Here is a 15358-nt window from a genome sequence, read left to right as displayed (position 1 = left end):
TGAAAAAAGTTTCTCCCAACCCTACATCTCGTTGGAGAAACTTTTTTTCTATGTCTTTAGATATTCAACAGCCAAATCAACACTACTGCCGCGCCTGTCTGCACTGCGCCTACCGATAAACCATAATACAAAAAACGCGGTCCTTCATTCAAGAATTTCCTGAAATCTAGCCGTAGACCAATCGCTGCCAGCGCTGTTGTTTCAAACCAGCCGCTGACAAATTGTGCAGTCTGACTTAGCCAATTGGGTAGCTCGGTAAAGCTGTTCAAGATACAAATACCCAGAAAACCTAAGACATACCATGGAATCGGCAAGGTTTTCTTACTGGTGCCTTGCGACGTGTTCTTCGCCATTTTTTTAAAGAGCAGAACGACAAGTGTCAGCAAGATGATGCGGGTGATCTTAAAGAGCATGGCATACTTGACCACGTCACCATCCAACAAGCTTGCGCCCGCCACGACCTGTCCGACCGATTGCAAGGTCCCGCCAAGCAAGGCACTTTTCGCCAATAGATCTTCTCCGTAGAGAGCTAGTCCGAGAAATGGCAAGGTCAACATCATGACCGTACCCAGTAAGTTCACCAGGGTAATGATCTGGCCTTTTTCTTCGTCATCTGCATTGATCGCAGGTGCAATAGCACCAATCGCTGATGACCCGCAGACCGCATTTCCCCCAGCCATCATCATGGCCATCGTTTGACTAAAGCCCAATTTTTTCCCGATCAATATTGCTGACGTGATCACGATACTCATCATCAATAGGATAAAGACAAACCCTTTTAACCCCATTTCACTGATCGTTTGAAAGGTTACTGTAAACCCTAATAAGACCACCGAATATTCCAATAAGCGGCTTTCTGCAAATTTGGTTCCTTGTTGATAGACAGATTGTTTGAAATACGTATTTCCTAGAATAATGCCTAACAAAATCGCAATCGTTGCGCCGCCAATCTGCGGTACCCATTCTGCAGCGAATTTAGCCACCGCTGCCACAATCACTGCCAAAAAAAGCCCTGGCAGCCATCCTTTTTTTCCAACCCAACTCAATGACATCCATCCTTCCATTTAGCATTTATTATACACGATACCAGCCAAAATGGACGGACGAAATCAATCGTTAATTTTTTATTACAGATCACAGAATTCTGGTTGCTGCATGAAGCAATTCATTGTTTCTAAAGAAAATTGTGCTACAATGAAGAGTGCATAAACGGGCTCTTACGTTCCCCTTACTTGTGACGTGATTGTCCGGAGTGAAGAGATTCCCTGATTGCTATATAGAAGAAAGGACGTCCACATGAACGAGCAAATCAAAAACAAATTGGCCTTGCTGCCGGATCAACCTGGCTGTTATTTGATGAAAGACAAAAACGGCACGATCATCTATGTCGGGAAAGCCAAAATACTAAAGAATCGTGTACGTTCCTACTTTACTGGCAGTCACGATACCAAAACAGAACGATTGGTACAAGAAATCAATGATTTCGAGTATGTTGTCACTGAGTCCAATACCGAAGCGTTGTTGCTTGAAATCAATTTGATCCAAAAAAACAAACCCAAATACAACATTATGTTGAAGGATGATAAATCCTATCCCTTTATTAAGGTCACAAAAGAACGCTACCCACGGTTGATCATTACCCGAAAAGTACTAAAAGATGGTGCGTTGTACTTTGGTCCTTATCCAGATGCACGGGCAGCCAATGAAACAAAAAAAGTCATAGATCGCTTGTTTCCTTTGCGAAAATGCGGTCCTTCTCAAAAAAGACCTTGCCTGTACTATCATTTGGGCCAGTGTGTCTGTCCTTATGTCCATGATACGGATCCTAAGGAATATCAGAAAATCGTTGATCAAGTCAAACATTTCTTCCATGGCGGTCATGTCGATATTTTGAAAGACCTGCAAGAAAAAATGGCCGCCGCGATAGACACCTTGTCTTTCGAGCGGGCTGCTGAATTACGGGATCAGATCCAAGCTATCGATACCGTAATGACCCGCCAAAAAATGACGTTGACCGATCTAATGGACCGCGATGTCTTCGGGTACAGTGTGGACAAGGGATGGATGTGTGTCCAAGTCTTTTTTATTCGCCAAGGAAAACTGATTGAACGGGAAGTGTCATTGTTTCCCTTTTATAATGAAGCTGAAGAAGACTTCTTGACTTTTGTCGGGCAATTTTATCAAAAAAACGAACATTTTATCCCGAAAGAAGTCTTCGTTCCGCAGCATATAGAAGCTGAACCCTTAGAAGCTTTATTAGCAACCAAAGTATTACAGCCCCAACGTGGCGACAAGAAGAAACTCGTGGATTTAGCCACCAAAAACGCCCACATCGCTTTGGCACAAAAATTTGCGCTGATCGAACGGACCGAAGAACGGACGATCGGGGCTGTCGACCGGCTAGGAGAGGCAATGGGGATTCCAGCACCTTATCGGATCGAAGCCTTCGATAATTCTCATATCATGGGAACGGATCCAGTTTCAGCCATGGTGGTCTTTGTTGATGGCAAACCATTTAAAGATGACTACCGAAAATATAAGATCCGAACGGCGCAAGGCGGCGATGATTATGGCTCCATGCAAGAAGTCATCTACCGTCGCTACTCGCGGGTCTTGAAAGAAAGCCTGCCCTTCCCAGATTTGATCGTGATCGATGGCGGGAAAGCGCAAGTCGGGGCCGCTCAAGAAGTCCTGCATGATCAACTCGGCATCGACATCCCTGTAGCTGGATTGGTCAAAAACAACAAACATAAAACCAGCGAGCTGATTTTTGGCGAATTTTTGGATCCTATCCATTTAGAACGCAATTCAGTTGAATTCTTTTTGCTGCAACGCATCCAAGATGAAGTCCATCGCTTTGCGATTACTTTCCATCGCCAATTGCGCAGTAAAAACAGCTTTTCTTCTAAATTAGATGAAATTCCAGGCCTTGGGCCAAAACGGAAGCAGCAACTGATGAAGACGTTCAAATCACTGAAAAATATTCAAGCAGCGTCTGTTGCAGATATTCAAGCAGCCGGGATTCCTCAAGCTGTGGCTGAAACAGTTTTAGCCAAATTGAACACATAAAGAAAAGACCTTATCCGTTTTATAATGGATAAGGTCTTTTGATTCAGATGGTTAGCGAATCGTTGCAAAGGCTTTTGACCATGCGGTCAATTCATCTAGCATATCATTCACACCAGCTTGCATATGTTCACCAGGTTTGAAGACGGTGAACTGATCAAAATCGGTAAATAAATTGAATGCTGGATTGGTACGTACCGTCGCGACTTTTTGTTCTGCTAAAACGGTTCGTAATTGTTCTGCTGCGCGGATCCCGCCGCCAGAACCGTAACTCACGATCCCCGCTGCTTTATCGAACCATTCTTCTCTCGCACTGTCGACGGCATTTTTCAATGAAGCCGCAAAACCATGATTGTATTCTTGAACGATGAAGATATAGCCGTCAAGGGCTGCAATTTTGTCATTCCAAGCGGTATTTGGTGCATCTGTGCCCATAAATGGCAGGTTAAAATCCTTCACATCTACGATTTCAAAGCTGTGTTGTGTTCTTTGCGCAGCGATAGATTGAATATATTCCCCTACTTGCGGACTCACGCGTCCTTCTCTTGTGCTGCCTAAAATAATGCCGAATTTCATGTTTGTTTCCTCCTTATCCTTCTGCACGATCTGCAAATACATCTGCCCAATCAAGCAATTCCGTTAACATATCATTCACGCCAGCAGTCATATGCGGCCCTGGCTTAAAGTCTGCAAAATTTTCAAAATCAGTGAATAAATTGAATGCCGGATTGGTACGCACCGTTGCGACTTTTTGTTCTGCTAGGATCAATCGTACTTGTTCAGTGGCGCGAATGCCGCCCGCAGAGCCATAACTTACGATCCCAGCTGCTTTGTTGAACCATTCTTCCCTCGCACTATCCAGCGCATTTTTTAGCGCGGCGGATAGCCCGTGATTATATTCTTGTACAATAAAGATATAGCCATCCATGGCTGCGATTTTGTCATTCCACGCCTGATTCGGTGTTCCTGTACCCATAAATGGCAGATCGTAGGCTTTGATATCGATTATTTCATATGTGCGGTCACTATGGGCCTTTGCTGTTTCTAAAATATAATCAGCGACTTGTGGACTCACACGACCTTCTCTTGTACTGCCAACAATAATACCAATATGCTGGGCTTTCTTCTTTTCCTTTGTCACAAAAATTTCTTTCGTCACTTCTTTTTCAATCACTTGCGGTTCTTTCTTGCCAAATCCAAATACCATCGTGTTTACTCCTTTTTTATCATTTCTTTAACAATGTGCTCAGTCTACCAACTTACTTTTTGTAAGTCAATCATTTTGCTTACTTTTTGTTAGAAAAATTTTTTTAAATTTATTGTTGACATTCGTTCGGTACCGAACTATACTGAACACACAATATCGTTAGGTACCGAACGATAAATAAAAAGGAGTGTTTTCAATGTCTAAAACAACCGATGATTTGATGAAACAATTACGCTTTATCAGTGAAGCAAGCAATGCCTTTATGAGTCAACGCAAACAACGTCTAACTGGCCAACAGCGGGTATTGGCGATTTTGAAATTAGAAGATGGCTTGGTACAAAACCATTTAGCAGAAGTCTTGGATCTACGTCCTAGTTCTTTGGCAGAATTGCTGAAAAAAATGGAAAATAATGGGGAGATCCAGCGTAAAGAAGACCCAGAAGACAAACGGAGCAAACGGATTTTCCTTACAGATGCCGGCCGTGAGAAAGCGGACACGCTGACTGCCCAAAAAGAAGCAACTTCTAGTGAAACCTTCTTTAGCGGCTTACAAGAAGAAGAACAAGCCACTTTTGCAGCATTACTTGAAAAAATTGCTGCCGGTTGGGAGAAGGATTTTCAAGAACAAGCGGAACGCTTTGTAGATCCTATGGACCGTTTCCAAGCGATGCAAGGGATGCGAGAAGCCATGATGGATCAATGGGGCGGCAACTGGCAAGAGATGAGTAATGAAGAACGCCGAGCCATGAAAAAGCAAATGAAAGAAGCCATGCGTCAAATGCCATTTCGCGGTCGTCCGGGTATGCATGGTGGCCATCCTTTTGGCGGACGCAATCAAGACTGTCGTCAAGGATGGGGCCAACACCCTTTCTTTAAAGGTCAAGACTTCAATGGTTCTGACAAAACAAAGCAAAACCGTGATACAGATCATACACCTCAAGATGAATGGCAAGATTTTTAATTGCACCAAGTGAAGGAAGGAAGACTTTTGGCGTTTGACGTCAAAAGGAAAGGAAGAAAAACATGCAACAAGAAGCAAGATTGACAACATTACCACAAGCGAATGGTTCATTTAAAATGAAAGACTTTATCCGATTGATCGTTAGTGTGAATCCAAAAAAATCCCTTTTCATTCTAGGGATGGTGCTAAGCCTGATCACAAGCGGTGCTAGTTTGATCGTCCCACAATTGACAAAAGGTTTGGTGGATAACAGCGGGACTGCCACTTTTGATCGTCACATGTTGATTGTATTGATTCTGGCATTTGCCCTCCAATTAGGTTTAGGTACATTAGGCGGCTTCCTCCTTCGTTACGTGGGAGAAAGTGCCGTGCAAACTTTACGAGAACGACTATGGACACATCTGCTTCACTTACCTGTTGGGTATTTTGATGCCCATAAATCTGGGGAGAGCAGTTCTCGCTTGGTCAACGATACAACTGTCATCAAAGAATTGGTCACCTCTCAGTTTCCAAGTTTTGTGACCGGATCGATCCAATTGATTGGCTCCATGGCGATCTTATTTTGGATGGACTGGAAAATGGCTGCGATCATGTTCAGCGCGGTTCCTTTGATTGCCTTGATCATGCTGCCGATTGGCAAGATCATGTCCAAGTTAGGCCGTCAGCTTCAAGCAGCCACGGCTGATTTCAATGCTGACGCTAGTGAGAAGCTGGGTGAAATCCGTTTGATCAAATCCAGCAATGGCGAAAAAAGCGAACAAGCAAACGGTCACCGCTTCATCAGCAACATCTTCACCCTTGGTGTCAAAGATGCCAAAGTGGAAGCTGTTTTACAACCAGTCATGATGACCGCGATGTTGGGTCTATTTGTTGGTATTCTAGGGTATGGCGCAGTGCGGGTACAAGCTGGAACATTAACAAGTGGCGCATTGGTGGCATTCTTGCTTTACCTGTTCAACATTATTGCCCCTGTCACAACTTTTGCGCTGTTTTTTTCACAAGTCCAAAAAGCGATGGGTGCTACAGAACGTATCCAAGAGATTTTAAATACCGCCATCGAACCTATCCATGGTCAAGAAAAAGCCCTAGTAGAAGGTGCCACTTTATCCGTACAGCATCTCAACTTCAGTTATGATTCAACCAGACCGATTTTGACCGACATTTCCTTCGAGGCGAAACCCAATAGCGTGATTGCTTTTGCTGGTCCTAGCGGTGGCGGAAAATCAACGATTTTCGCTTTACTTGAACGCTTTTATGAACCAACTAGCGGAGAAATCAAGATCGGTGATCAAGCCATCACCACGGTCAACTTACAAGACTGGCGCAGCCAAATTGGCTACGTGTCACAAGACAGTGCAGTATTTGCAGGTACGATTCGCGACAACTTGCAATATGGCTTGCAACGAACATTAACTGACGACGAACTATGGCAAGGGTTGTCTTTGGCTTATGCCGATCAATTTGTGCATGATTTCCCTCAACAACTCGATACGGAAATTGGGGAGCGGGGCGTCAAACTATCCGGTGGCCAAAAGCAACGTATTGCCATTGCCCGTGCCTTTTTAAGAGACCCGAAAATTTTGATGTTAGATGAAGCAACGGCTAGTCTTGACTCGCAATCTGAAGAAAAAGTCCAACGGGCCCTTGACCATCTGATGACTGGACGAACGACTTTAGTGATTGCCCATCGCTTGTCAACCATCGTTGATGCAGATCAAATCTATTTTATCGAAAATGGCCATGTGACCGGACAAGGGCGTCATCGAGAACTTATTGATGCACACCCTCTTTATGCCACCTATGTCAACGAGCAGATGGTCCAATAATCCCTCTTCTATCCATTGGATACCACTGCTGACACCTATTGCGTGATCCTCACGATCGGTACTTGCAAAGATGTACGTCGTCTTTTGCAATTGCCGACCGGGAGGATCACGCTTTTTTTATACTTTATCCACTAGATGTACCTTTCTCTTGCTTTTGCAACTGCTGCATCAAATGCTGGTTCTCTAATTTCAAAAAATCTCTTTCACTACTTGTCTCAGCCAGTTTACTTTGGTAGACAGCCAAATGCTGCTGGTATTGTTGGTCTAGTCGTTGATTTTCTGCTTCTATATGTGCCAATTTGACGGTCAACTCTTGATTCATTGTTTCATATTTATGATACAACTTTTGGGCATTGTCGATGTTGGTTTGTTCCAGCGAAGCTTTACTTGATACCTTGGCCGCAAAGAATGTCACCAGACCAGTGATAAGTGCTGGGATTATGACCGTGTAAACGGATGCTTCCATATCCTTTCTACCCCCTTCGATACAAAACGTATCTCTATAAAGGTAGTATAAAAGATACGAATCGTATCGTCAACAGATATAGATATTTTATGTATCTTTTTATATCGAATAGATACATTTCATATCGAATATGGTATACTAACAAAAAAAGGAGGCGTTGACGTATGCTAGGGGCACGTCTTAAGACATTGCGCTTGCGATCTAATCAAACGCAACAACAGATTGCAGCACAATTAGGCATTAGTCGCGGTGCCTATTCACATTTTGAAAATGATCGAAATGAACCTGATGGCACGACGATCGTGAAATTAGCCGAGATTTTCCACGTATCGACTGATTTTCTTTTGGGCCGACCTGATCAGCAGTTCCAGCCGCAATCTGTTAAAGCACAAACAGTGGCTGCCCATATCGATGAAGATGTGACAGATGAACAAATGGATGATATCGTCAGTTATATCGAATTTATCAAACAACGCCACAGTAAAAGGAATGATGTGCATGGATAAAGTGGAAGAACTGATGGCCGCTTATCCAGATTTGGCTTTTGTCTTTGACAAAAATATGCCTGCTGGACAACAAGGGTTGTACATTGACCACCACGTTTATCTCAATCCTGACCAGTCACAAGAAGAGCTGTTACAGACACTGGGAGAAGAAATTGGCCATTATTTGACCAGTGCCGGCGACATTACCGCACAAGATACCAATGAAAAGCGAAAGCAAGAACACAAAGCCCGCGCCATTGGGTCGGCCATTGTTGTTTCTCCTTATGATATCATTCGCTGTTTCGAAGAAGGTTGCACAACATTAATGGACTGCGCTGCTTTTTTAGCAGTACCGCCACAAACCCTAAAAGACGCGATCACATACTATGCCCGCCGTTTTGATGGCATCAAAACAGAAGACAATTATACGCTGTTTTTCCATATTGATGGAACGATCGAAGTGGTCAAGACATTTTGATTCTTGATATGTTATGGAGGGAGTTCTGCTATGAATACTTTGCGATTTAGCGAACAATCGCCTGCAACCCCAGATGCCCAACTATTGTTGGGCGAGTTGTCCGCTATTTTGACCAGCGTCACGGGGAACAATGGTCAGCGTCACTTTCTTCCAAATACGATGTCTGAACCTGGAAGTTACTTTGTCGTCGCTTATCGGCATCAGCTTCCTGCAGCTTGTGGTTCATTGCAACGTAGGGATGCAGACACTGCCGAATTGAAAAGAATTTATACCCGTCCCAATAAAACCGGAGACGGCAGTCAGCTATTGCAGCATCTTGAAGGGGTGGCCAGACAGAATGGCTATTTGAGGCTGGTGTGCGAAACACGTACGATCAATACTGCTGCAGTGGCTTTCTATTTGAAGAATCACTATCATCGCATCGAAAACTATGGTCCCTACCAAGGGCGTTCTGAAGCAATCTGTTTCGAAAAAATGCTTTGAAGACACCAATCTGCTATGTAGTCATTTTACAAAAAATTCTCTTTGTTCTTACCATAATACATTACCATCAATTCCTTTCTGTGAAATAATTAACATATATTAATATATATGTTATAACAAGGAGGACTAAATAATGGATATCGGGTTATTTACGTTAACGCTTTCATCATTAGCATCGCTTGCGAGTATTTTTAAATTAAATTCATCACCGAATTTTCTAATCGGCTACAGAACTAAACAAAGTATGTCTAACGATCAAAACTGGAGGTTTGCTCAGAAAACTTTCTTCCCTATATCGTTTATTTTTGTTTTAATCGTAATACTATTTAATAGGAATGGGTTCACTGGAGATGGGGTCTATACTGTTTTATGTCTTGTCGCTTATATGCTTGCAGGTGTAGTCACTGAATATATGTTGTATAAGAAGAATAAGAATAAAAAGTAATAAACAAAATTGATCACTTAAAATTATAGTAAAAATTTTCAGGATATTGTTAAAGTTATATAATAAAAAGTTTAAAACTGATTCTATATGTAAAATTTATCACAAATATTAATTTAAATCAACATATTAGCTATAAACTGCTAAAAAAGTGCCTTTTTTTAGATTAGGTATTTTATAGTAAATAAAACATCATACTTAATTCCTCGACAATATTTCCATAGATTTCATTCATCCTTTTTATCGAATTTTTCCCGACCATTAGTGATCTAATATGTTTGCAAACCATTATAATACTTTTAGCATTGCAGCAAAAAGCCGCTCCCTAACCTCTATAAATGCAAGCGCCTTTTTTAAGCTAGTCGCGACTGCCAGCATATGAGTTGGATAGCAACTTGCTAGCTATCTTCTTTGTCTTTCTCATCCAACCAGTGAGAAAATAGCTCAATGATTAGGTCAACAATATTTTGGGGGACAACCAACAATAGATAATGCATAAATACTACAGACACCTCATTTGGAAGCAATCCGCCTATTCTATTATATCAAAACCATATTTACTATTATTATTCTTCATAAAATAAACTTCAGCTGCACCAAAAAACTTATATCTAGCTAATTTTGATACTCAATTGTATACCCTTTTTTATTCTTTCAGTCTATGCTTGATGTTATCTAATACTTCAATGTATATTCAATGATTAGAATTTCTCCTACTAACAAAATTCTTTTATTTTTAAAATAGTTATTTCCCCAGACCAATATCTCAGGGCCAAAAAGTGTACGCTTTTCATATCGGGTAGCTTGCTTTACTAACAAAAATAGCCCATCCCTTTAAGTTCTTTCGTTGTCTCTAAACAACGATTAGTGAATCTGTCATGATAAATAATTACTGCATTGCATTTTATTTTCAAAAGAAAATCCTCGTATTACGTTATTTAAACCTCTTAAAAATTTCTATTTTTTCTAATAAAAACACCATTGATACCGCCGCAAGTAACAGTCGCTATCAATGGTTTTCCTTACGCTTCGATCAGCGTTGTAATTTAGATATTCTTGGGTACATAGAAGCTACGGTTATCCATGCCGAAAATGCGGTCACTATACTCACCAGGTTCGGTTAGGCGGATCGATGTCAGCATCATTTGCATGGAAGCATCCAGATTATCGATTTGATGCAAGACTTCGGCTTCCATAATGCGTGGTCTAACAGGTGAGCCGTATTCTAATAAGCCGTGATGGGCTAAGACCATGTGCCGCAATACCACGATATCTTCTTGCTTGTCATCGAATTTTAATGCGATACATGCTTGTGTGATTTCCTCATCGACCAAGACTAGATGACCAACGAGATTACCAGCTAATGTGTACTCCGTCGTCATCGGTCCAGTCAGCTCAATCACTTTTCCCAAGTCATGCAAGATAATGCCTGCATACAGTAAAGACGCATTCAACTCAGGATATTCTTTGACGATGGCTTTGCCTAAGCGCAACATAGTCGTTGTGTGGTAAGCCAAACCGCTGGCAAAGGCATGATGATTGCGTTTTGCTGCCGGAAACTCAAAGAATTCTTTTTTGTATTTATTCAACAAAAAGCGTACGATACGGTTCCAATGGGGATTGATGATCTCAAACAGTGTTTGATTGATCTCTTCCTCCATATCCTCTTTTTTCATAGGGGCTTTTTCCATATATTGGCTTGGATCTTGCCCTTCTTCGGGTTTTGCCAGTCGCAAATGGATGATTTTGACTTGCGGATTCCCTTGATAGACTTCTCGTTTGCCATCTAACATCACCACACGACCGGGTTCAAAGCGGGCAATCTCTTCTTCTGAAGCATCCCAAAACTTGCCATCGATCGTTCCTGAGGTATCTTGAAAGGTAAAAGCAATGAATTTTTTCCCGTTCTTTGCGATTCGTACATCAGCATTCTTGATCAATAAAAATAGTTGGAAGGTTTCATCCACGGTTAACTCTTTAATTTTTTTCATTGGGTTATTTGGCGATCAACCAAATATTCACATCCTTTGCTAAGGTCATAGACTGGCTGTTGATACTTCTGATAATAGCTTACCATTTCTTGGTCAGAAGACAAACAAATTACTTGATAACTTTGGCCAAATTCTGTCAACAAGCGGACCAAACTTTCTTTACGGGCACTGTCATAATGCAACCAGCCATCATCGATAATGATTGGACTGATCGGCTGATTTTTTTGTAATGATAGGTACCCAAAACGAATAGCCATAATCAATTGATCCTTGGTACCAGTCGACAAATCAATGATTGAGTAGGTGTCACTTTGACTGGCAACAGTCAATAAACCTTCCTCAAAGAGGATTTGCTGGTATTGTCCATTGGTCAATTGGGCGAAGTACGTTGAAGCTGCCGTCAGCAATTGCGGCAATTGCTGTTCTGATAGTTCAGTGGTGATATCTCGCAAAATGGCCGCTGCCAATTGCCGACTCCCCCACGTCACAGCCAGCTCTTGGATCGCGGACCGCAGTTCGCTTTCTTCCTGATACAGCTGGTTCAATGTGCCATTTCTTTGACTGGCAGCGACTTCCAGTTCTAATTTCTGTCTGTCTTCTGTCAGTGCACGTATGTCTTCTTGAACGCGTACCTGGCTCGTCTTCAACCGTTCTTTTTCCTGTATCAAAGCAGCTTCATCGACTGCCTCTGGGAAAATCGGTGTCAGCATCGCCTGCAGTTCGGCTGCCCGTCGGTTGGTGCGCTGCGCACTCTCCCATTGTTTGAGCCATAAACTGATCTCAGCGGGCTGCTCTAGTCCTTGCTGCTGCAAGAGTTCTTTCGCATCAGCCACGATGTCTTCTCGCTCTTTGCGTAAACGGGTCAATTGTTGTGCCAATAATGTACTGGGTTGCTGCAGGCGGGTCAACTTGATTGCTTGCATATCTTTAGCAAAAGCTGCCAGCACTGTCAGTTTATCCGTGATCGATTTATTTTGCAGCGGCAGCCAATCTGTATACGGTTGAAACAATACGTCAAAAGGCGCCAGCGCCTCGCTTACTGTTTGCCGTACTTGACTCGCCTCAGCTTCTTCTTCTAAATAATGTTGATAGGCTGCGACATCTGCTTCATACGCGTCCAAATAATCGGACCATTCTTCATGCGGCAACTGTCCGAAAAAAGGCAATAACCCTTGGGTTTTGCGTTGGATCGACTGTTGCTGTTGTTGGGCTTCTTGTCGCAGTTCAGCCTGCTCTTCTTCGATCAAATCCAATTGCAGCAACGCTGCCTGCCATTCTTGTTTGTTCTGTGGTTGATTTTTAGGCCGTTTTTGACTGAGAACCAATCCGCTGATGAGGAGGATCGCCCCTGCACCGCTAATCACCCACTGCCAAGGACCAGTAAAGAAGCCTAGAATAACCAGTATAAGTCCAATGGCCATCAATAGCCGCAGACCAGTGTGCTTTTTCTGTGTACCGCCTAATGCAGGTTGTTGGTGTTCCAATCGAGAAACTGTTGCTTCAAGGGGGCTGGCTTTTTCGGCTAACCATTGTTGACGGCGCTCGATTTCACCCGCTCGCGCTTTCAATTGATCTAATGACTGCAACGCTTCACGGATCGGTGCGGTCAAAAAAGGGGGTGATTCACTGCGCCATTGCCTTTTGGTCACGAGTTGATTCAATTGCTGGATGGCATGGGAACGATTGGCATCTGCTGCTGCCTGACGGTCAGCTAAGCGCGCAATCTCTACTTGCTGTTGCAAGAGATGATCAATAGGCTGCTCATGATCCAGATAAAAGAAATATTTATCTGATCCTTGCCCTTGTTCCAGTTGATCCAATTCTGCTTCTTTCTTACGTAATTCTTCTGTGATTTGCTGATAGGTCTGGTAGAACGACTTGATAGCCTGCGCCTGCTCGGGATCTGCAACAGGTACATCTGCAATCTGCTGCCACTCTTCATACAGTGCCCAATGGCTGATTCGTTGCTGATTCTCTTGGTAAGCATCATTCAACGATTGACTGCGGGCTTGCAGGGAATCGATATCAGATTGGATGAACGCAATTTGCTGATATTGGTGTTGCAAATGTGCTTCTTCACTTTCTTTATCTGCGATTTGCTGCTGCAGCTTTCCTAATTGTTTCAGTGCTTGATTCAACGGCAGTTTTTGGCCACGGGGTTTGTACAGTTGCTGATTGCTGGTCCCTAAGCGCACAACTTGCTGCAGCATATTTTGACTGCCGGTGATCCCCAACGATATCAATGACTGATGGAGCTCTTCTTCCCCCAGCTTATCGATTTGGTTCAACTGCTCTTGCTGAAAGGTGAAGACATCAAAAAACAAGGTGCGATTCAATGGCTGCACATGCTGTTCAAGCCACGCTTCATCGGTTATTTGTCCATTGACATACACTTTCCCTCGTCCGCGATCAATTTGCCGATACCGTTCTATGACGATCTCACCATAAGGTTCGATCTCCAACCACAATTTCCCACCATACGCGGCGCCATTGCGCGGCGTGTAATCTTTCTTCTTGGCTGTTTTTTTGGGGAATCCAAATAGCATCGCCGCTATAAACTGATACAGTGTTGATTTTCCAATTTCATTTTGCCCAAAAAGCAATTGGTTGCCACGGTCAAAATGGAACTGTTGTCCATGGTATTTGCCAAAACCGGTGATTTCCGCTTTAAGAATGATCATAGCTGTCACCTGCCCAATCAAAGGTTTGTTGTAATAAGGCAGCTGTTTGCGCCAAGACATCCGCTTTGAAGGAATCTTGGTCGATGCCTCGTTGGATCATCGGATGTTGCAGCAACTCTGCCAGTCCCTCCGCAAAGATGTCTGGGTCTTGATATAACTTGAGGCTTTGTGCCAGATAGGCTTCAGAGATTGCCAACGTATATTTTTCAGCAGCAGTCTGTGAAGCGGTTATACCATAGATGACTTGCAGCGGCTCCAGCTGTGCCAAGCGTTCATTTAAATAGGAAATCCATTCATTTTTTTCCGCATCACGCAGCCAGTCTGAGGGCAGCTGTTGATCATCCTCAATCACCAAATGCAGCAGTCTTCCTCTTTGACTTTGCACTTGTTGCAGGATTCTCGGCAATACCTCATTGGCTTCTCTGATGCCAGACAAAGATATATGCGCTGTTTCCCAAAACAACTCGGCCACCGATAGTTGTTGGATCTTGGCGCCTTGCGGGGTCAGATCAGCAAGCACGACGCCTGAAGCAGTTTCCTTTTTGGTCTTGCCTTGCGGCGTACCAGGATAAATGATTGGTGGTTGTTCGGAGAGTATTTTAGGAACATGGATATGTCCTAACGCCCAGTAATCATAGCCTTTATGTTTCATCTCGCTGACAGAAAACGGCGCATATCGAGTGCCTGCTTGATCGCCATGATACATCCCGATATGATAATCTACTGCTTTTCTTGCTGGGAAAGTAGGAACTTTGTCCATTTCGATCCATGGATGCTGATAACTGAACCCACTGATCGCATAACTTTCTCCGTGTTTTGTGACCCCTTCGATCGTTTTTACAGTTTCTGATTCAAACAAGTGTACGTTCTCAGGAAAGGAAAACCAGTACCGTTGCGGATCATAATAATCGTGGTTGCCGAATAGCATATAAACCGGAATCTCAGCCGTCGCCAAACGGTTGATTTCGGTAAAAAAATCATGTTGTACTTTCAAACTAGGCCGTGCTTGATGAAAGGTGTCACCTGCGAATAAGACGAAATCCACTTCCTCCGTCAATGCCACATTTGTCAAATGATGCAGGACCTTTTGATTGATGGCTGGGAGTTGTGCTTTCACTTTTTCAGATAACAAATGAAGGCCTTCAAATGACCGATCGATATGTAAGTCAGCACTATGTAAAAATCGCATATTGACTCCTCCTTAGTGCCTCTATCATAACATTTCTTTGGTATTTCGTCAGTAAAATACGAAAATTTGTTCCCATAAAAAAA

Annotated in this window: 15 protein-coding genes; 7 read left to right on the top strand and 8 right to left on the bottom strand. The window is 43.0% G+C overall.

Annotated elements, in window-relative coordinates; all coding sequences use genetic code 11:
- Positions 1-56 precede the first annotated feature (56 nt).
- Complete coding sequence (locus AEQ18_RS07055) at positions 57-1052, bottom strand: YeiH family protein (protein ID WP_054115644.1); 996 nt, start codon at positions 1050-1052, stop codon at positions 57-59.
- 244 nt (positions 1053-1296) lie between these two features.
- Here AEQ18_RS07055 and uvrC point away from each other — a divergent pair, with 244 nt between their 5' ends.
- Positions 1297-3069: an excinuclease ABC subunit UvrC gene (gene uvrC / locus AEQ18_RS07050; RefSeq protein ID WP_054115643.1), complete on the top strand. Its 1773-nt coding sequence runs from the start codon at positions 1297-1299 to the stop codon at positions 3067-3069.
- A 51-nt stretch (positions 3070-3120) separates the two neighbouring features.
- Here uvrC and AEQ18_RS07045 read toward each other — a convergent pair whose 3' ends face one another.
- A complete protein-coding gene (locus AEQ18_RS07045; protein WP_054115642.1) occupies positions 3121-3642 on the bottom strand; it encodes an NADPH-dependent FMN reductase in 522 nt (173 codons plus the stop codon).
- A 13-nt stretch (positions 3643-3655) separates the two neighbouring features.
- Positions 3656-4273, bottom strand: coding sequence for an NADPH-dependent FMN reductase (locus tag AEQ18_RS07040; protein ID WP_054115641.1), 618 nt, complete (start codon positions 4271-4273; stop codon positions 3656-3658).
- 196 nt (positions 4274-4469) lie between these two features.
- On the opposite strand from AEQ18_RS07040, the gene AEQ18_RS07035 reads away from it, so the two are divergent.
- Together AEQ18_RS07035 and AEQ18_RS07030 are read left to right on the top strand one after the other, a co-directional pair.
- Positions 4470-5234, top strand: a complete 765-nt coding sequence (locus AEQ18_RS07035) for a MarR family winged helix-turn-helix transcriptional regulator (protein WP_054115640.1) — start codon at positions 4470-4472, stop codon at positions 5232-5234.
- Between the two features lie 62 nt (positions 5235-5296).
- Positions 5297-7060: an ABC transporter ATP-binding protein gene (locus AEQ18_RS07030; protein ID WP_054115639.1), complete on the top strand. Its 1764-nt coding sequence runs from the start codon at positions 5297-5299 to the stop codon at positions 7058-7060.
- A 124-nt stretch (positions 7061-7184) separates the two neighbouring features.
- On the opposite strand, the gene AEQ18_RS07025 is transcribed toward AEQ18_RS07030, so the two are convergent.
- Positions 7185-7526: a hypothetical protein gene (locus tag AEQ18_RS07025; protein ID WP_054115638.1), complete on the bottom strand. Its 342-nt coding sequence runs from the start codon at positions 7524-7526 to the stop codon at positions 7185-7187.
- A gap of 164 nt (positions 7527-7690) precedes the next feature.
- Between AEQ18_RS07025 and AEQ18_RS07020 the strand changes: the two genes are divergently transcribed.
- The 4 genes from AEQ18_RS07020 (at position 7691) to AEQ18_RS07005 (ending at position 9417) form a co-directional block, all read left to right on the top strand.
- Entirely contained in the window at positions 7691-8032 is a 342-nt protein-coding gene (locus tag AEQ18_RS07020) for a helix-turn-helix domain-containing protein (protein WP_054115637.1), read from the top strand.
- Positions 8025-8489 carry an ImmA/IrrE family metallo-endopeptidase gene (locus AEQ18_RS07015; protein ID WP_054115636.1) on the top strand — a complete coding sequence of 155 codons (465 nt, stop codon included), beginning with the start codon at positions 8025-8027 and terminating at the stop codon, positions 8487-8489. Before AEQ18_RS07020 ends, AEQ18_RS07015 begins: the two co-directional genes overlap by 8 nt.
- A 30-nt stretch (positions 8490-8519) precedes the next feature.
- Complete coding sequence (locus tag AEQ18_RS07010; RefSeq protein ID WP_054115635.1) at positions 8520-8972, top strand: GNAT family N-acetyltransferase; 453 nt, start codon at positions 8520-8522, stop codon at positions 8970-8972.
- Between the two features lie 133 nt (positions 8973-9105).
- The gene (locus tag AEQ18_RS07005) at positions 9106-9417 is read left to right on the top strand and encodes an SdpI family protein (protein ID WP_054115634.1); all 312 of its coding nucleotides are present in this window, start codon (positions 9106-9108) and stop codon (positions 9415-9417) included.
- 395 nt (positions 9418-9812) lie between these two features.
- Here the strand turns inward: AEQ18_RS07005 and AEQ18_RS15580 are convergent, their stop codons facing one another.
- The 4 genes from AEQ18_RS15580 to AEQ18_RS06990 form a co-directional block, all read right to left on the bottom strand.
- On the bottom strand, positions 9813-9911 hold the full coding sequence (locus AEQ18_RS15580) for a type I toxin-antitoxin system Fst family toxin (RefSeq protein ID WP_152911896.1): 99 nt from the start codon (positions 9909-9911) through the stop codon (positions 9813-9815).
- 549 nt (positions 9912-10460) lie between these two features.
- Positions 10461-11405: a 3'-5' exoribonuclease YhaM family protein gene (locus AEQ18_RS07000; protein WP_054115633.1), complete on the bottom strand. Its 945-nt coding sequence runs from the start codon at positions 11403-11405 to the stop codon at positions 10461-10463.
- Complete coding sequence (locus AEQ18_RS06995; RefSeq protein WP_054115632.1) at positions 11402-14086, bottom strand: ATP-binding protein; 2685 nt, start codon at positions 14084-14086, stop codon at positions 11402-11404. Before AEQ18_RS06995 ends, AEQ18_RS07000 begins: the two co-directional genes overlap by 4 nt.
- Complete coding sequence (locus AEQ18_RS06990) at positions 14073-15275, bottom strand: metallophosphoesterase family protein (protein WP_054115631.1); 1203 nt, start codon at positions 15273-15275, stop codon at positions 14073-14075. The genes AEQ18_RS06995 and AEQ18_RS06990 overlap by 14 nt, the downstream gene beginning before the upstream one ends.
- Between the last annotated feature and the right edge of the window lie 83 nt (positions 15276-15358).

The sequence above is a fragment of the Enterococcus sp. RIT-PI-f genome (assembly GCF_001297065.1).
Taxonomy (GTDB): domain Bacteria; phylum Bacillota; class Bacilli; order Lactobacillales; family Enterococcaceae; genus Enterococcus_D.
The sequence above is the reverse complement of the archived record's forward strand: the minus strand, read 5'-3'. Positions and strand labels throughout refer to the sequence as shown.

What these genes read in the sequence shown, in the direction of transcription:
- AEQ18_RS07055 (WP_054115644.1), bottom strand. Translation starts at nt 1,052, where the DNA reads ATGTCATTGAGTTGGGTTGGAAAAAAAGGATGGCTGCCAGGGCTTTTT.
- uvrC (WP_054115643.1), top strand. Translation starts at nt 1,297, where the DNA reads ATGAACGAGCAAATCAAAAACAAATTGGCCTTGCTGCCGGATCAACCT.
- AEQ18_RS07045 (WP_054115642.1), bottom strand. Translation starts at nt 3,642, where the DNA reads ATGAAATTCGGCATTATTTTAGGCAGCACAAGAGAAGGACGCGTGAGT.
- AEQ18_RS07040 (WP_054115641.1), bottom strand. Translation starts at nt 4,273, where the DNA reads ATGGTATTTGGATTTGGCAAGAAAGAACCGCAAGTGATTGAAAAAGAA.
- AEQ18_RS07035 (WP_054115640.1), top strand. Translation starts at nt 4,470, where the DNA reads ATGTCTAAAACAACCGATGATTTGATGAAACAATTACGCTTTATCAGT.
- AEQ18_RS07030 (WP_054115639.1), top strand. Translation starts at nt 5,297, where the DNA reads ATGCAACAAGAAGCAAGATTGACAACATTACCACAAGCGAATGGTTCA.
- AEQ18_RS07025 (WP_054115638.1), bottom strand. Translation starts at nt 7,526, where the DNA reads ATGGAAGCATCCGTTTACACGGTCATAATCCCAGCACTTATCACTGGT.
- AEQ18_RS07020 (WP_054115637.1), top strand. Translation starts at nt 7,691, where the DNA reads ATGCTAGGGGCACGTCTTAAGACATTGCGCTTGCGATCTAATCAAACG.
- AEQ18_RS07015 (WP_054115636.1), top strand. Translation starts at nt 8,025, where the DNA reads ATGGATAAAGTGGAAGAACTGATGGCCGCTTATCCAGATTTGGCTTTT.
- AEQ18_RS07010 (WP_054115635.1), top strand. Translation starts at nt 8,520, where the DNA reads ATGAATACTTTGCGATTTAGCGAACAATCGCCTGCAACCCCAGATGCC.
- AEQ18_RS07005 (WP_054115634.1), top strand. Translation starts at nt 9,106, where the DNA reads ATGGATATCGGGTTATTTACGTTAACGCTTTCATCATTAGCATCGCTT.
- AEQ18_RS15580 (WP_152911896.1), bottom strand. Translation starts at nt 9,911, where the DNA reads ATGCATTATCTATTGTTGGTTGTCCCCCAAAATATTGTTGACCTAATC.
- AEQ18_RS07000 (WP_054115633.1), bottom strand. Translation starts at nt 11,405, where the DNA reads ATGAAAAAAATTAAAGAGTTAACCGTGGATGAAACCTTCCAACTATTT.
- AEQ18_RS06995 (WP_054115632.1), bottom strand. Translation starts at nt 14,086, where the DNA reads ATGATCATTCTTAAAGCGGAAATCACCGGTTTTGGCAAATACCATGGA.
- AEQ18_RS06990 (WP_054115631.1), bottom strand. Translation starts at nt 15,275, where the DNA reads ATGCGATTTTTACATAGTGCTGACTTACATATCGATCGGTCATTTGAA.